Origin of the sequence: Fulvimarina manganoxydans (assembly GCF_900176465.1) — a bacterium.
In the GTDB taxonomy this organism is placed as follows: Bacteria; Pseudomonadota; Alphaproteobacteria; order Rhizobiales; family Rhizobiaceae; genus Fulvimarina; species Fulvimarina manganoxydans.
Map to the genome: position 1 here is coordinate 38,539 of NZ_FWXR01000029.1, position 14,617 is coordinate 53,155.

The 14,617-nt window shown below is 62.9% G+C and carries 14 protein-coding genes; 11 read left to right on the forward strand and 3 right to left on the reverse strand.

All coding sequences use genetic code 11. From position 1 onward, the window contains the following. Positions 1-109: 109 nt before the first annotated feature. From B9A15_RS20735 to B9A15_RS20745, 3 genes are read left to right on the forward strand one after another with little or no spacing between them, the layout of a single operon-like run. Entirely contained in the window at positions 110-610 is a 501-nt protein-coding gene (locus B9A15_RS20735; protein ID WP_084412620.1) for a rod-binding protein, read from the forward strand. An 8-nt stretch (positions 611-618) separates the two neighbouring features. Continuing rightward, a complete protein-coding gene (locus B9A15_RS20740) occupies positions 619-972 on the forward strand; it encodes a flagellar protein FlgN (RefSeq protein WP_139798520.1) in 354 nt (117 codons plus the stop codon). Further along, entirely contained in the window at positions 969-1,427 is a 459-nt protein-coding gene (locus tag B9A15_RS20745) for a hypothetical protein (RefSeq protein ID WP_084412624.1), read from the forward strand. Before B9A15_RS20740 ends, B9A15_RS20745 begins: the two co-directional genes overlap by 4 nt. Positions 1,428-1,530: 103 nt before the next feature. Here the strand turns inward: B9A15_RS20745 and B9A15_RS20750 are convergent, their stop codons facing one another. After that, positions 1,531-1,965 carry an OsmC family protein gene (locus B9A15_RS20750; protein WP_084412652.1) on the reverse strand — a complete coding sequence of 145 codons (435 nt, stop codon included), beginning with the start codon at positions 1,963-1,965 and terminating at the stop codon, positions 1,531-1,533. Between the two features lie 232 nt (positions 1,966-2,197). Here B9A15_RS20750 and B9A15_RS20755 point away from each other — a divergent pair, with 232 nt between their 5' ends. The 6 genes from B9A15_RS20755 (at position 2,198) to B9A15_RS20780 (ending at position 10,527) form a co-directional block, all read left to right on the forward strand. Then, positions 2,198-3,151, forward strand: coding sequence for a tyrosine recombinase XerC (locus tag B9A15_RS20755; RefSeq protein ID WP_139798521.1), 954 nt, complete (start codon positions 2,198-2,200; stop codon positions 3,149-3,151). Between the two features lie 127 nt (positions 3,152-3,278). Beyond that, entirely contained in the window at positions 3,279-4,367 is a 1,089-nt protein-coding gene (locus tag B9A15_RS20760) for a TraB/GumN family protein (RefSeq protein ID WP_084412626.1), read from the forward strand. Positions 4,368-4,644: 277 nt separating this feature from the next. Continuing rightward, on the forward strand, positions 4,645-6,837 hold the full coding sequence (locus B9A15_RS20765; RefSeq protein ID WP_084412628.1) for a putative bifunctional diguanylate cyclase/phosphodiesterase: 2,193 nt from the start codon (positions 4,645-4,647) through the stop codon (positions 6,835-6,837). A gap of 224 nt (positions 6,838-7,061) precedes the next feature. Then, complete coding sequence (locus B9A15_RS20770; protein WP_084412656.1) at positions 7,062-8,258, forward strand: D-alanyl-D-alanine carboxypeptidase family protein; 1,197 nt, start codon at positions 7,062-7,064, stop codon at positions 8,256-8,258. A gap of 362 nt (positions 8,259-8,620) precedes the next feature. Then, positions 8,621-10,012: a DEAD/DEAH box helicase gene (locus B9A15_RS20775; RefSeq protein ID WP_084412657.1), complete on the forward strand. Its 1,392-nt coding sequence runs from the start codon at positions 8,621-8,623 to the stop codon at positions 10,010-10,012. 203 nt (positions 10,013-10,215) lie between these two features. Next, positions 10,216-10,527 carry a polyhydroxyalkanoic acid system family protein gene (locus B9A15_RS20780; protein WP_084412630.1) on the forward strand — a complete coding sequence of 104 codons (312 nt, stop codon included), beginning with the start codon at positions 10,216-10,218 and terminating at the stop codon, positions 10,525-10,527. A 64-nt stretch (positions 10,528-10,591) separates the two neighbouring features. Here B9A15_RS20780 and B9A15_RS20785 read toward each other — a convergent pair whose 3' ends face one another. Then, positions 10,592-11,086, reverse strand: coding sequence for a hypothetical protein (locus B9A15_RS20785; protein ID WP_139798522.1), 495 nt, complete (start codon positions 11,084-11,086; stop codon positions 10,592-10,594). A gap of 463 nt (positions 11,087-11,549) precedes the next feature. Here B9A15_RS20785 and B9A15_RS20790 point away from each other — a divergent pair, with 463 nt between their 5' ends. Then, positions 11,550-11,888 (forward strand): hypothetical protein, encoded by a 339-nt coding sequence (locus tag B9A15_RS20790; RefSeq protein WP_084412634.1) that lies wholly within the window; start codon positions 11,550-11,552, stop codon positions 11,886-11,888. A gap of 29 nt (positions 11,889-11,917) precedes the next feature. Here the strand turns inward: B9A15_RS20790 and B9A15_RS20795 are convergent, their stop codons facing one another. Next, complete coding sequence (locus tag B9A15_RS20795) at positions 11,918-12,373, reverse strand: Fur family transcriptional regulator (protein ID WP_244557058.1); 456 nt, start codon at positions 12,371-12,373, stop codon at positions 11,918-11,920. Positions 12,374-12,671: 298 nt separating this feature from the next. On the opposite strand from B9A15_RS20795, the gene B9A15_RS20800 reads away from it, so the two are divergent. Next, positions 12,672-14,033, forward strand: coding sequence for an Nramp family divalent metal transporter (locus B9A15_RS20800; protein WP_084412638.1), 1,362 nt, complete (start codon positions 12,672-12,674; stop codon positions 14,031-14,033). Positions 14,034-14,617 lie beyond the last annotated feature (584 nt).

The window sequence follows — 14,617 nt, forward strand, 5'->3', positions numbered from 1 at the left end:
AGACCGGCGCCATCGCCGGTGTCGCTACAAATGCATCGATCTCCGCCAGTCTCGGTCAAGGCGCACCGCCTATAGCTTCAGCTTGAGAGACGAACCGGACGGAGATGACATGACGACTCTGCCGATCACGGGCGTTCAGTCGCGGATCGATACCGGCGAGGCCGAGGCGGCTGGGCCCATGCGCCCCATGGCGCCTTCGACCGCCGCACGTGATGAGGGCGTGGCCTTCGCAGAGACCCTTTCGCAAAGCGAGCGTGTAGGCGCCCATCGCCCCTTGGTGCGGCACGAGGCTCAAAAGGCGTCGCCGCTTCAGGAATTCGAAGCCTTCGCCTTGCGCAATTTCGTCGAGTCCATGCTGCCGGACGAGAAATCGACCTTTTTCGGCTCGGGCACGGCGGGCTCCATCTGGCGCTCCATGCTGGCGGAGCATCTCGGCGCCTCGCTGGCCGAAAATGGCGGGATCGGCATTGCCGACATCGTCGCCGAACGCGACCCGCGCGCCGGCGAAAAGAGCGACGTGAACAGCGCGTCTCGCTCCGCACCGGCCGGCGATATTCTCGCGCGTCTTTCGACGTCTTTCGACCCTTCCGACAACTTCTCCGACGAGTGACCTTCCTGATGCAGACCGCGCTGACCAATGCCGTCGACCGCCTTGATGCGATTCTTGTGACCGAAACCGAGGCGCTTCGCAGCCATCAGGCGATCGATCTCAGCGAGATTTCGGGCCGCAAGAACCAATCGCTGCTGGAACTGACACGATTGACCCGTGGCATGAGCCTGGATTCGTTGGATCGGGAGCTGATGGCAAAGCTTGCCGGGCTGAAGGAGCGGCTCCACGAAAACCAGAAGGCGCTGGAGACGCAGCTTCATGCGAGCCGCGACATCGCCGCGATTCTCGCCCAGTCCATCAAGGAAGCCGAGTCCGACGGCACCTATGGGGAGCGCCCTGAATTCAAAGGCCGAACCCGGTGATCAAGCTTCTCATCATTGGCGTCTGGGCCTGCGTCGTCACGCTCGGCTCGAGCTATGTGGTCTTTTCCATGAGCGCGCCGGAAGCGCATGGTGAGGTCGAATCGGACTTTTATGACGGGCTCGATTATCGCTCGACCGGTGCCATCACCGTGCCGATCATCGCGGACAAGGCGATCAAGGGCTATGTCCTGGCGCGGTTCGTCTACACGATCGACGGCAAGACGGTGGCCAAGCTGACGGTTCCGCCCGAGCCCTTCGTTCTCGACGAAGCCTTCCGCCGCCTTTATTCGAGCGACGATTTCGACTTCGAGAATCCTCAGCGCTTCGATCTTCCGGGCTTCATGGAGGAGCTCAAGACAGCCGTGAACGGACGATATGGGGAAGATCTCGTTCAGGACATCCTGGTCGAACAGTTCGATTATCTGCCCAAGGGCTCGAATGGCATGCCGGGCTGATCGGCCTCGTTTGCGCGCGAAGACATGCTTGAAACGCCAAACGGCCGCCGGTCGAGACCGGCGGCCGTTTGTATGACTTATCGTCATCGCTGACGCGGCAGCGTCAGACGAGCTTGGCGTCCATGGTGACCGTAATGGCGCCGAGGGCCTTGGAAACCGGGCAGCCATTCTTGGCCTTGGTCGCGAGCTCCTCGAACTTCGAGGCCTCGATGCCCGGCACCTTGGCCTCGAGCTTGATCGCGCTCTCCTTGATCTCGAAGCCACCCTCGACCTGCTCGACATTGACCGTCGAGGTCGCCTTCAGCTCCTCGGCCGGCGTGCCGTTCTCGGCCAGGAAATGCGACAGCTGCATGGCGAAGCAGCCGGCATGGGCCGCCGCCAGAAGCTCTTCCGGATTGGTACCGGACTTGCCGCTTTCGTCCTCGAAGCGGGCCTTGAAGGAATAGCCGTGGTCGGACAGGGCACCGGACTGGGTGGTGATATGACCGGTTCCGTCGGCGAGCGCGCCCTTCCAGATGGCAGTCGAATGGCGTTTCATGATGAAGCCTCCTTTGGCGTTGATCTTGCACCGTCGAGTTTCTGTTCGATCGGCCCCGGCTCGATGAGCTGAAAGCGCGATCGCGGGCAGTTGACCCATGAGATAGTTCACGCGCGAATAAAATCCAGGGAGCGAAACCTTCTCTTCGCACTCCGATGCGAAACTCTCTCAAAAAACCCTTCGGCCGTTTCGCAGCCGGCATATGGAGGAGGCGAAGCGATTGGCGACTCCGATGAGCGAACCCTTTCTGATTTATGGAACGAAGTCCCTTCTGGGCGAACGCGACGCATGGCTGACGGCCCTCGCCGACGAGCGCCAGGCGAGCGCCCATACGATCGCGGCCTATGAACGCGATCTGCGCCAGTTCATGATCTTCCTCACCGGTTTTCACGCCCGCCCGGCCGAGCTCGCCGATTTTGCCGATCTGAAGCCTCAGGATCTGCGCGGCTTCCTCGCCTCGCGCCGGCGGGAGGGCGCAGGTGCGCGCACGCTTGGACGCGGCCTGTCCGGTGTGCGCGCCTTTCTGCGCTATCTGGAGCGCAAGGGGCTTGCATCCTCGGCCGGCGCCAAGGCGATGCGCGCGCCGAAGATGGCGAAATCGCTTCCCCGACCCTTGAGCGCTCCGGACGCCGTCGCCGTGACGGAAGAGGCGGATGCGATGGCGAGCCTGCCCTGGATCGGGGCGAGGGACATCGCGGTTCTGACCCTGCTCTATGGCTGTGGACTGCGCATCTCGGAGGCGCTGTCGCTGCCGGGAGACGCGCTGCTCGATCCCGCCGCCCGCTCCGTCACGATCGCCGGCAAGGGCGGCAAGACGCGTCTGGTGCCGCTCCTGCCCGTCGTCCATGAGGCCGTCGCGGATTATCGTCGCCTCTGTCCCTACACGCTGACGAAGGACGCCCCGCTCTTTCGCGGCGCCAAGGGCGGGCCGCTTCGCCCGCAGATCGTGCAGCGGACCATGGCCCGCCTCAGGGGCGCCCTTGGCCTGCCGTCTTCGGCGACGCCCCATGCGCTGCGCCATTCCTTCGCGACCCATCTTCTGGCCGCCGGTGGCGATCTCAGAACCATTCAGGACCTTCTCGGCCATGCCAGCCTCTCGACGACGCAGGGCTATACGGCGGTCGATACGGGCCGGCTTCTCGACGTCTACGACGCGGCCCATCCACGGGCCCGTCGGCGGGCGTAAGCTCGCAGCATTCCTCAGCGATGTCCCGCGTTTGGACGGATCGAAAAGACGAGATCGGGTTCAGCTTTCGGTCGCCTTTGTCCGCTAAAGCTCAGTGCCTGAATGCAATCAAGGGCAAAGAGAGATCATGAGACCGACCCGTTCAACCCTCTCCTTCGGCCGATTCGATTTCGATCGATTGGCCGATCGGCTCTATCGCTTTGCCCTTCTCTTTCCGCTCCTCCTCGTCGCGGTTTTCTTTCTCACCGTCGCGACGATCGAAGCGAAGGCCCAGGAGAAGAACCGTCCGACCTGCGGCACCGATCTCTCCGCCGAACTGACGGCCGAGCAAAAGCGCGCGATCGGCGAAAAGGCCGCAAAGGTCCCGGCGGGGGAAGGGATCTATTGGCGAATCGAGAAGGCGGGCATTGCGCCTTCCCATCTTCTCGGCACCATCCATGTTGCCGACAAGCGCGTGACCGAGCTGCCGGAGCCGATCGACGCCGATCTTCGAGCGGCTGACAGGCTCGCCGTTGAGGTGACGGAAATCGGCGATGCAGCTACGGCGATGGGCGCGCTCTATGCCAAGCCCGACGTCTTGCTCCTGCCGAACGGCCAGACGCTCGACGATCTGATCGGCGCTGAGAGGCGCAAGAAGGTCGACGCCATGCTCGAAGGGCGCGGCATTCCGCCGGCATCGGTTCGTACCCTGAAACCATGGTTCATCGCCCTCAACCTCGCGGCACCGGATTGCGCGGCGCTTCAGGCGGCGTCGCCGGCAGACGTTCTCGACGGCACGTTGATCGCCCGAAAAAGGGCCGATGGCAGCGAGGTGATCGGGCTCGAAACCGTCGAGGACCAGCTGAGCGCGATCTCCAGCCTGCCGATGGATGCCCAGATCGAACAGCTCGTTGCACTTGCCGATTTCGGCGATCGGATGAACGACACCATGGAGACGATGATCCAGCTCTATCTGAAGGGGCACATCGCGAGGATCATGCCGACGCTCGAAGCCGCGTTCCCCAATGGCGGCATGCTGGTGGGGGCGGGCGAGGGCTATGCGGCCGTCGAGAAGACCCTCATCGACGACCGCAATCTGCGCATGGTCGAGGCCATGGAGCCGCTCTTGGAAAAAGGAAATGGTTTCGTCGCCGTCGGCGCGCTGCATCTGCCGGGCGAACACGGCATCGTCGAGACGCTGCGTAATCGCGGCTGGTCGGTGACGCGCGCTGAATGACGGGAGGGCGCGCTTGCGCCTCGAGCATCGGATGGCCGAAGAGCGGAACAGCGAGCCTGTCCTTTTGCAACTTCATGGTAGAAAAAGCTCTCGGGGGTGTGCTTCTCTTCCCCCAGACCGATATTATTCCGGAATCATTCGCCAGCACTTGAATTCGTCTGAATTTTAAAATGTTATAATACTTCTGCGGTTCGACTTATACCGTAGGTTCAGGGTCCTTTAAGATTGGCGCGCTTATTATCACGCAGTCTTGAAAGTCAGCCTCGGATGTCCTCGAATGAGCGAATGCCGGAATCTTGGATCGCAGACCGAAATTGCCCGGATTGCAGCGCTTGACGGATACGGGATTTGCGGCAGCGGAGCCGAGCCTGATCTCGACAAGATCGCCAGCCTTGCTGCTCGCGCTTTGCGCACCCACTACGCCGCGATCTCCTTCATCGATGCCGATACGCAGTGGCTGAAGGCGCGCACGGGCCTGACGATCAAGGCTCTCAAGCGCGAGGACGGTTTCTGCCAGCATGTGTTGACGCGAACCGAAGCGCTGGTCGTGCCCGATCTGGCCAAGGACAATCGCTTTTCTCACTTGTCGATTGTGCGCGATCATCCACGCTTTCGATTCTATGCCGGCGTGCCTCTCACGACGGCGGATGGTCATGCAATCGGGAGCTTATGCGTTCTCGACCCGGCGCCGCGCGGACCTTTGTCCATTGCCGAGCAGACGACACTGAAAAGTTTGGCGATGATGGTCATGGAGTATCTCGACCAGCGGCTGAAAACCTCGAGAATCCATGGCATCACCCAGTTCGCCGAGGCGACCAGCCTGGGCATGATCGCCATCGACGGCGCTGGGCGCATCGAGTTCGTCAATCGGGCCACCTGTGCGCTTCTTGGATATAGTGCGGCGGAAATGCACAATCAGCCGGTCGAAATCATCGTGCCCGAACGATATCGCGGCGGCCACAAGGCCATGCTCAGCAAGGTTTTGGCTTCGGGAGACAGCAAGCTCGACGGAAAGACGGTCGAAGTTCTCGCTCAGCGAAGCGACGGCTCAGAAGTGCCGGTGGAGCTGACGCTTTCGCTCTGGCACGACGAGCGCGGTACCGGTGTCGGCGCCTTCCTTCGCGACATCACCGAGCGGCGCGAGCGGGACGAAAAGCTGATGCTCCTGGCCCATCATGACACCCTGACGGGCCTTGCCAATCGGCGTCATCTTCTTGATCGCATCAGCGAGACGATCGCTTCACAGGGACGCGCGAGTGTCATTCTGATTGATCTCGACAACTTCAAGGAGGTCAATGACAGCCTGGGCCACGGGGTGGGCGACATGCTTTTGGAGGCCGTCGCGATTCGCCTGACTGCGAGCGTGCCGGAAGATTTCCTGGCCGCGCGGCTCGGCGGCGACGAATTCGCCATCTTTATTCCCGATTGCGGCGACCCGCTCATCGTCGATTCAACCGCCGCCGAAATCCTCAGCGCGTTTCAGCGACCGTTCGAGATCGCGGACCAGCTCTTCCATATCGGGCTGAGCATCGGTGCGGCGCTCTTTCCCACCCATGGTCGGGATGCGGAAGAGCTTCTTGCCAGCGCCGATTTCGCCCTCCTACGTGCCAAGCAGGAGGGAAGAGGCACGATCCGGCTCTTCTGCCCGCAAATGCGTTCGGCCTCGGTCCGGCGGCGCGGGATGCAGGACGAGTTGCTTCAGGCTTTGAAGAAGCGCGAACTCGTCCTTCACTACCAGCCGCAGATTGAACTTTCGAGCGGTCGCATCATCGGTGCCGAGGCGCTTTTGCGCTGGAACCATCCGGTCTCTGGGCTCATCGGGCCGGGCGCCTTCTTATCCGCTCTCGAAACGAGCTCCCTGACGCTGCCGGTCGGCGCCTTCGTTCTCGACGAAGCCTGCCGGCAGATCGCAGAATGGGACCAGATCGGCCTGCCGCCTTTCAAGGTCGGCGTGAACCTCTTTGCCGCGCAGGTGCGGAGCGGCACGCTCGCGACATCTGTACTCGAAACCCTCGATCGCCATCAGGTATCGCCGACAAGGCTCGAACTCGAGATCACCGAGACGATCGCGCTTCATCAGGACGATGTCGGGCTGCGGAGCTTCCATAGCCTTCGCGAGGCTGGCGTCACCTTCGCCTTTGACGATTTCGGGACCGGCTATGCCTCGCTGTCCACCGTGCGCCGCTTCCCGATCGATACATTGAAGATCGATATGAGCTTCGTGCGCGACATTGCTCATGACGCAGCCAATGCCGCGATCACCCGCGCCATGATCGCCATGGGCCGCGATCTCGGCCTCGTGACGATCGCCGAGGGCATCGAGACCGGCGAGCAGGAAGCGATTTTGATGCGGCTCGGTTGCCGGGTCGGCCAAGGCTATCGCTACGGTCGTCCCGTGCCGGCCGAGGCGATCACGCGATTGTTGGACCCGGCCGTCCAACGCGCTGCGACGTCGGCAAGAACGGGATAATCCACTGGCCTCCGGTTTGGGCCGATGATCATGGGTGTCTGCCCGCGCGGCGCTTTAACGTTGCAGAGGCCCGCCGCGCCGGCAGGTCAGGCGGCGGCTATGAGCGAGCGAGACGGCTCGTCGCCGAGACGAGGCGACCTCTGGACTCCGCTGCGCTGCAAGATAAGCTTATGGTCACCAATGGCCTCAATCGCCCCTTGCTCTCAGCGCCGACGAGACCGTCCATGCCTTATTCCACTCCTGCCTTTCGCTCGCGGCAAGCCTCTGCCCGTCTCTCGGTGCTTGCCTGCCTCGTCCTTACGGTCGCCACATGGCTGCCGGGTTCAGCGTTCGCCTTCGAGACCACCGCGCCGACGGCCTTCATGAAGGATTTTGGCACCGGCCGCGTCCTTTACGAGAAAAGCGCCGACCTTAAGATCGAGCCCGCGAGTCTGGCCAAGCTGATGACCGTCGCCGTCATCTTCGACGAATTGGCGGCCGGTCGCATCACCCGCGACCAGACCTTCGAGGTCTCGGAGAATGCCTGGCGCACGGGTGGGGCGAATTCGGGCGGTTCGACCATGTTCCTGCCGCTCGGATCGATGGTCAGCGTCGACGATCTTATCCACGGCATCATCATCCAGTCCGGCAACGACGCGACCATCGTCGCCGCCGAGGGCATTGCCGGCTCGGTCGACGCGTTTGCCGACATGATGAACGCCAAGGCGCGGGAGATCGGCCTGACCCATTCTCAGTTCGGTAATTCGTCCGGCCTTCCGCATCCGGACAGCCATGTGACGATGCGCGATCTCGTCACCCTCGCCGAATATCTCATCCGCACCTACCCGGAAGATTATGCGATCTTTTCGCAGGAGGCCTTCACCTTCAACGGCATCAATCAGAAGAACCGCAATCCGCTTCTCGGGCTCGGCGCCGACGGGTTGAAGACGGGCCACACCCGTGCGGCGGGCTATGGTCTCGTCGCCTCCGCCAAGGCCAATGGGCGGCGCATCGTCTTTGCCCTGTCGCGCATGGGATCGGCCGATGAGCGGGCGCGCGAGGCCAAGCGCATGATGAATTACGGCTTGCAGGACTTCGAGGAAGTGAGCCTCGTAAAGGCCGGGGAGACGATTGCGAGCGCCTCGGTGCGCGGAGGCGTTTCGGACAGCGTCCCCCTCGAAGCCTCGGAGACCGTCTCGCTTCTGGTGCCCACCGGCAGCCTTGCCGATGCCGAGAAGATCGTGACCGACAACGGCCCGGTGGAGGCGCCCGTCGCCAAGGGGCAGCGGCTCGGATGGCTTCAGATCAAGAGCGGCGATCAGACCATTCGCGACATTCCGCTTCACGCCGCCGAAGCCGTCGAGCAGACGAGCTTTCTGGCGCGGATCGGCGGGACCATCGTCGATCATCTCACCTGGCGCTCGAACGAGACCGAGGAATAAAGCCTGATCTGAGAACGCGGCCGTCTAGCGATTCCGTCCTCGCTCAGGCCCTAAGGCCGGCTGTATGGCGAAAGCGCCAAGCAGACATGCAACGCAGATGAAAGCTTCATTCGGCATGGGCCATCTTGACGTCGAGGCGATGATCGCCGATATGAAGCCCATCGCGCCGTGAACGCGCAGCGCCCGCCGCATCTTTTTCGCTCACCTAGGAGCGTCCAGTCGGCGCGCGCCTCGGATCGTCCACTTCCCTTGAAATGGAAGTCTCGGACGGCCGGCACGGCCCTCCGCTCGTTTCCTTCTGCGCAGGAACGATCGGTCCTTTTCGCGGCCCAAATGGCCGCATTTCTTCCAAGGCATCGTTCTTGACTTCAGAGACTTTCCAGGCGTTCGGCCTTGCCGAAACGCTTACGCGCGCTTTGTCGCGCCTTTCGATTGAAACGCCAACCCCGATCCAGGCCCGCGCGCTTCCCGCCGCCCTCGAAGGCCGCGACATTCTCGGCGTCGCCCAGACCGGAACCGGCAAGACCGCGGCTTTCTCGCTGCCGGTCCTCAACGCCATCCTCTCCCATCCTTCGCGGCCGGCGCCAAAGACCACCAAGGCGCTGATTCTGGCCCCAACCCGCGAACTCGCCGTCCAGATCGGCGAATCGATCGCCAATTACGCCGAAGGCACGCGTCTGACCCATGCCGTCGTCTTCGGCGGCGTCTCGATCCGCCCGCAGATCGCCACGCTCGGGCGCGGCGTCGACATTCTCATCGCAACGCCGGGCCGGCTCATCGACCTGATGAACCAGCGGGCGATTGGTTTCGAGGCGACGCGTTTCCTCGTCCTCGACGAGGCCGACCGCATGCTCGACATGGGCTTCGTGCGCGATGTCATGAAGATCGTCGATCGCCTGCCGGACGAGCGTCAGTCGATGCTGTTCTCGGCGACGATGCCGAAGGCTATCGAGGACCTGTCCAAGAAGATCCTCACCGAGCCGGTGAAGGTCTCTGTGACGCCGGAAGTCGTGACCGTCGAGGCGATCGCCCAGACCGTCTATGCCGTGCCGCAAAAGGCCAAGAAGCTTTGGCTGATCGACTTTCTGGGCAAGCATCCTGATGGGCGGATCGTCGTCTTCACCCGCACCAAGCACGGCGCCAACCGGCTTGCGGGCGATCTCGATAAGGCCGGCATCGCCTCGGCCGCGATCCATGGCAATAAGAGCCAGGGTGCCCGCCAGCGGGCGCTGGGCGAATTCCAGTCGGGCGAGATCAATGTGCTGGTGGCGACCGACATCGTCGCCCGCGGCATCCATGTGGACGATATCAGCCATGTGGTGAATTTTGATCTGCCGGAAGAGCCGGAGAGCTATGTCCACCGCATCGGGCGCACCGCCCGTGCCGGTCGTTCCGGCGAAGCCGTCGCCTTGGTCGATCCGTCCGAGCGCGCCAAGCTGCGGGCGATCGCCAAGCTGACCGGCGTCGATCTGACGCCGCAGCCGACCGATTACGCGGCCTCGGGTGATTATGCCGCCGAGGACAATTCCGGCGAGCGCCGGGGCGGTCGCGGTCGCAAGCCGGTCGGGCAGAAGCCGAACGGTGGGCGCTCCAACGGCCAGCGCGATCGCAAGCCCCAGCCGCAAGGCGCGCGCGATGGGGCGAGGGGACCGCGTCAGGACGCCGGCGGCGAAGGCCGCTCGGCCCAAAAGCCATCGGGTCGCCCGCGCCGCTCGCGCGGCGGCCAGCGCCGTCAGGCGGGTGCGGCCGTCTAAGCGATAGCGACGCATCACATCGAAAGGGTCGGCGGAGGATCATCCGCCGGCCCTTTTTGCGTCTTGTGGCGTCATACCGACACTGACGATATCGGCCATAGGACGACCAAAGCTCCGACCCTGGTTTCCCAAGGATCGAGCTGATGGATTGTACCCGGCGTCCCGGCTCTCCATATCGTCGGAAGGTTGAACCGGAGGACCCGATGGCCGAAACGATCAAGGTCGATATCCCGCACAAGCTCGGACGCGCGGCGGCCCGCCAGCGCATCGACGAGGGCTTTGCCAAGCTGCGCCAAGACATGCTGGGCGGCATGGTGAAGTTCGACGATGTCTGGACCGGGGACCATCTCGACTTCAAGGCGCGGGTGATGGGCCAGACCGTGACCGGACGGCTCGACATCGAGGACGACCACGTTCATGTGGAGGTCGATCTGCCGATGTTCCTCGCATCCATCGCCGACAAGCTGCGCGGCCGGTTGAAAAAGGAAGGCCAGATTCTTCTCGAGAAGAAATGATACGGTGCCCGACATTTACAGTCTGGCTTTGACACGACACCGGCCTGATCAGCCGGATGCAGTCTTATTGCGGAATGCCGGTCAAGACGGCCTTTTCGGTCTTGATCGTGCCGCCGTTCTGGCTTTCCTCGATGGCGAGGATCTTGCCGAGGCCTGGCACTTCCGATCCGACCTTGACGCGCCAGAGCTCACCAGGGGAGGCGAGATGGGCTTCGCCACCGAAGACCATGACGATGGCGAAATCCTGCGGTGTCAGATCGCGCGGGCGCACCAATTGCGGCACCGGCATTGCTTCCACATTGATATCGGACCCCGGCTTGCTGGTCGAGCCGACGGAAATCGGATCGATATCGGTGCGTTTGATGTCGGCGATCAGCATCCGATCGAAGAAGCCCGGATCCGTATAGGAAATCGTCGTCACCGCGCCGAAGAATCCGATCGACAGAGTGAAGACCGCGAAGGCCAGGAATTGGACCACCCGGTCCGCATCGGGGCGTTCGGCGATCTCCGCCGCCTGCACTTCGTCGGCAATGGCCAGTTTCGTAGGTTGCGATCTCATGGATACTCAAATCTCCAACCAAATGGCGGCATGATACCGCCGGACGAATGAAGTGCCCCAAGGGTCAATCCATGTCCGGCGAGGGGCTCGAACGCCGCTCGTGCTGGCGACAGGCTCATCAAACCGATGGTTTCATGGGCCCGTGGCACAAACCGAGCCGTCGCCAGAAACGCCTCATGCGTTCCCGCCGTCCGTGCGCGGAAGGAATGGGTGAAGCGACAGGGGTCGGACGAGCGCCTCTTGCCCTTGTCAGGCATCGGCGCTTGCCCGGCTTTTCGTCGTCCTCGATCGATTTCTACGGTGCCACGGCATCCTTAACGGGGCGTTTCGATGCTCCAGCTTCGCGAAAGCTAATTGCGCATGGGCGCAGCGAACCGGGCGAGGGGGAGTGGGGATCAGTTAGGACACATCTTCGCGGGGACGCGTTAAGAGCGCCTTCACGGCTTCGCGCCATCCTTATCCCATGCGTGTTCCATCGCCCTCCCGGCCTGCCGCCGACCTTCGCACCCACGCGCGCCGCCGCACACGGCTGCGGCCGGTCAAGCTCGTGACCTTGCACAAGCGCTTCATCGAGGATGGCTCGGCTGTCGATCTCTCGTCAGGCGGGGCGCGGGTTCGCCGCTATGGCAAGGGGATGCTGCCACCCTCGCTCATCCTTCTCGACGAGGCGGAGGGGACCCTGCGCGCCGCCTTCGTGGTCTGGCAGGCGCATGGCGAGATCGGCCTGCGCTTTGCGGGACCTGCCGAGCGGATGCCGCCCCATGAATTGTCCCGTCTGGCGGGTCGCTTCTACGCGGTCTGAGGCCTGTTCGTGAAACGGATGCGAAACCGTCAGTTCTTGCCGACGCGTTTGGCGTAAAGCTCCAGGCGATGGCTGACGATCTCATAGCCGAGTTCGCGGGCGATCTCTTCCTGAAGCCGCTCGATCCGGTCGGAGCGGAATTCGACCACCTGTCCGGTCTCGATATCGATGAGATGGTCGTGATGCTCGCCGCGATCGGGCTCGAAGCGGGCCGGCCCCCCTTCGAAGACATGGCGCTGAATGGCGCCCTTTTCCTCCAGAACCTTCATGGTTCGATAGACGGTCGAGAGCGAGACAGAGGTGTCTTCAGCGCTGGCCTGCCGGAAGATTTCGAGCGCGTCGGGATGATCGGCGCTCTCGGCGAGAATCGCGATGATGATCTTGCGCGGACGGGTCAGACGCATGCCGGAGCGGCGGAGAATCGCTTCGTAATCCGCGATGCGCGCCTGATTCTCTCCCCCCATGCCGTTCGTCCACCTTTCCATCGCTCGCTGTCTTCCGCCCGATGCCCGCCGCCAGAATGCGAGGCATGATCGGCCAATTGTGCCAAGCTTTGCGTGCTTTGACCATTCCGGCGCCGCTATCAAGCGGCCTTTGAAGCCGGACGGCGTCGCTCGCCCTTGGCCGAACGCCCCATGCCCCCAGATTGACTGGCGGATGGGCCGAAGAGAGGGCTCTTCTCCACATTGGCGCTAGAACGGCCGAGCCCGAGTGCCCCCATGTCGCGGCCGCGTCGGATGCGGGCCAAAGACGCGCCAAACGATCGCAAGGAGCCACGATCCCTTGAACGACAGCCATGCCGATACGGCGATCGAGGGACAGACCACGTCCTCCCTGCGTCCTGAAGCCTCTCTGTCCGAGGTGCAACGCTCGATTCGTCTGCGCGAGGGCTCTTTCTTCAGCCGCTTTCTCGCCTTTCTCGGTCCCGGCTTCCTCGTGGCTGTCGGCTATATGGATCCGGGCAATTGGGCGACCTCGATCGCCGGCGGGTCGGAATTCGGCTATACGCTGCTCACTGCCGTCCTGCTCTCCTCGCTCATGGCGATCCTCCTCCAGGCGCTCTGCGCGCGGCTTGCCATCGCCACCGGAGAGGATCTGGCCCAGGCCTGCCGCAACCGCTATTCGAAACCGGTCGCCGTGATTCTCTGGCTTCTGGCCGAGATCGCGATCGTGGCGACCGACCTTGCCGAGGTGATCGGCACCGCCATCGGCCTGCAACTCCTGTTCGGCCTGCCGCTGGTCTGGGGCGTCGTGGTCACGGCGCTCGACGTATTCCTGATTCTCTATCTGCAATCGCGCGGGTTTCGCTGGATCGAAGCCTTCGTCGCAGCGATGATTCTTATCATCGCTTTGTGTTTCGTCGGCGAATTGCTTCTTGCCCAGCCCTCATTCGCCGCGATCGCCGTCGGGCTGCTGCCGACGCCGGAGATCGTGACCCATGAGCGGATGCTCTATCTCGCTCTCGGCATTCTCGGGGCGACGGTGATGCCGCACAATCTCTACCTTCATACAGGGATTCTTCAGACGCGCGCCTATGGTCAGAGCACGGCCCAGCGCCGGGAGGCGATCGGCTTTGCCACGCTCGATTCGACGATCGCGCTGGGTTTCGCCTTCCTGGTGAATGCCGCGATCCTCATCCTTGCCGCAGCAGCCTTCTACTCCGCGGGCACGGGGTCGGTGGAGGATCTGACCGACGCCCATGCGCTTCTCGCCCCGCTTCTCGGCGCATCCATCGCCCCAATCCTCTTCGCGGTGGCGCTTCTCGCCTCGGGTCTCTCCTCGACAGTCACCGCGACGCTGGCCGGGCAGATCGTCATGCAGGGCTTTCTCGCCCTGCGAATCTCGCCGGTTCTGCGCCGGCTCGTTACGCGCGGGATCGCGATCGTCCCCGCGGCCGCGATGATCATCCTCTATGGGGAGAAGGGGGCGGCTGAACTCCTGGTCATGAGCCAGGTCGTCCTGTCCCTGCAGTTGCCCTTCGCCGTCGTTCCCCTCGTCATGTTCTCGGCGGACTCCCAGCGAATGGGGGCCCTGCGGGCGCCGATCTGGATGCTCGCCTTGGCCACCCTGATCGCCGTCCTCATCATCGGGCTGAACGTCAAACTCGTCTATGACGTCGCCTTTGGCGGCGCGCTCGCCCCCTGAAACACGACTATGCCATGGGAGCGCGACAGCCGCGCATGCGTAGTCATCGACCCGATAACAAGACCTCTAGCATCAGATTTATATCCTGCTCTCGGACGCCCCACCGCGACAGAGATGCGTTTGCGGAGAGCTCCCAAAGGCCCTCGCCCGGAGGCCCCGGATAGGATGCCGGTGAAGGGTTCTATAGAACGGCGGGGCTCCACCCATGACGAAGCGATGACGTCGCGGAAGCCTGAGAATGCGGGATTTCGGGCCTTTGCGAGAAAAAATCGGGCCTTCGCATTTTTTTCGAAAAAGGCTGTTGACCGCACGAGCAACCTCGGCCTATAAGCCACCCATCGACGGCGCAGGCGCCGCCGGCGAGCCCTTCGGTTCGCTCTGGTGCCAGCCGAAACGAGTTCCGAGAGCTTCCGACCCACTCGGGTCTAGCAAGTTTTCAAACGGGTTAGGCGAGCAATCGACGAGCCCGGCACGGCCGATGTCGTGTGATCTTTGACAATTGAATAAAGCGAGAAAGAAAGAGAGACGTGGGCGGCGTTTTGTCGGCCGGGTTTTTCGGACTGGTTCGGATCTTGGTTCCTTTT

Bases quoted from the DNA above. Each gene is read 5' to 3' on its own strand.
- B9A15_RS20755 (WP_139798521.1), top strand. From the start codon at position 2,198: ATGAGCGAACCCTTTCTGATTTATGGAACGAAGTCCCTTCTGGGCGAA.
- B9A15_RS20780 (WP_084412630.1), top strand. From the start codon at position 10,216: ATGGCCGAAACGATCAAGGTCGATATCCCGCACAAGCTCGGACGCGCG.
- B9A15_RS20750 (WP_084412652.1), bottom strand. From the start codon at position 1,965: ATGAAACGCCATTCGACTGCCATCTGGAAGGGCGCGCTCGCCGACGGA.
- B9A15_RS20790 (WP_084412634.1), top strand. From the start codon at position 11,550: ATGCGTGTTCCATCGCCCTCCCGGCCTGCCGCCGACCTTCGCACCCAC.
- B9A15_RS20785 (WP_139798522.1), bottom strand. From the start codon at position 11,086: ATGAGATCGCAACCTACGAAACTGGCCATTGCCGACGAAGTGCAGGCG.
- B9A15_RS20760 (WP_084412626.1), top strand. From the start codon at position 3,279: ATGAGACCGACCCGTTCAACCCTCTCCTTCGGCCGATTCGATTTCGAT.
- B9A15_RS20765 (WP_084412628.1), top strand. From the start codon at position 4,645: ATGAGCGAATGCCGGAATCTTGGATCGCAGACCGAAATTGCCCGGATT.
- B9A15_RS20740 (WP_139798520.1), top strand. From the start codon at position 619: ATGCAGACCGCGCTGACCAATGCCGTCGACCGCCTTGATGCGATTCTT.
- B9A15_RS20735 (WP_084412620.1), top strand. From the start codon at position 110: ATGACGACTCTGCCGATCACGGGCGTTCAGTCGCGGATCGATACCGGC.
- B9A15_RS20795 (WP_244557058.1), bottom strand. From the start codon at position 12,373: ATGGAAAGGTGGACGAACGGCATGGGGGGAGAGAATCAGGCGCGCATC.
- B9A15_RS20770 (WP_084412656.1), top strand. From the start codon at position 7,062: ATGCCTTATTCCACTCCTGCCTTTCGCTCGCGGCAAGCCTCTGCCCGT.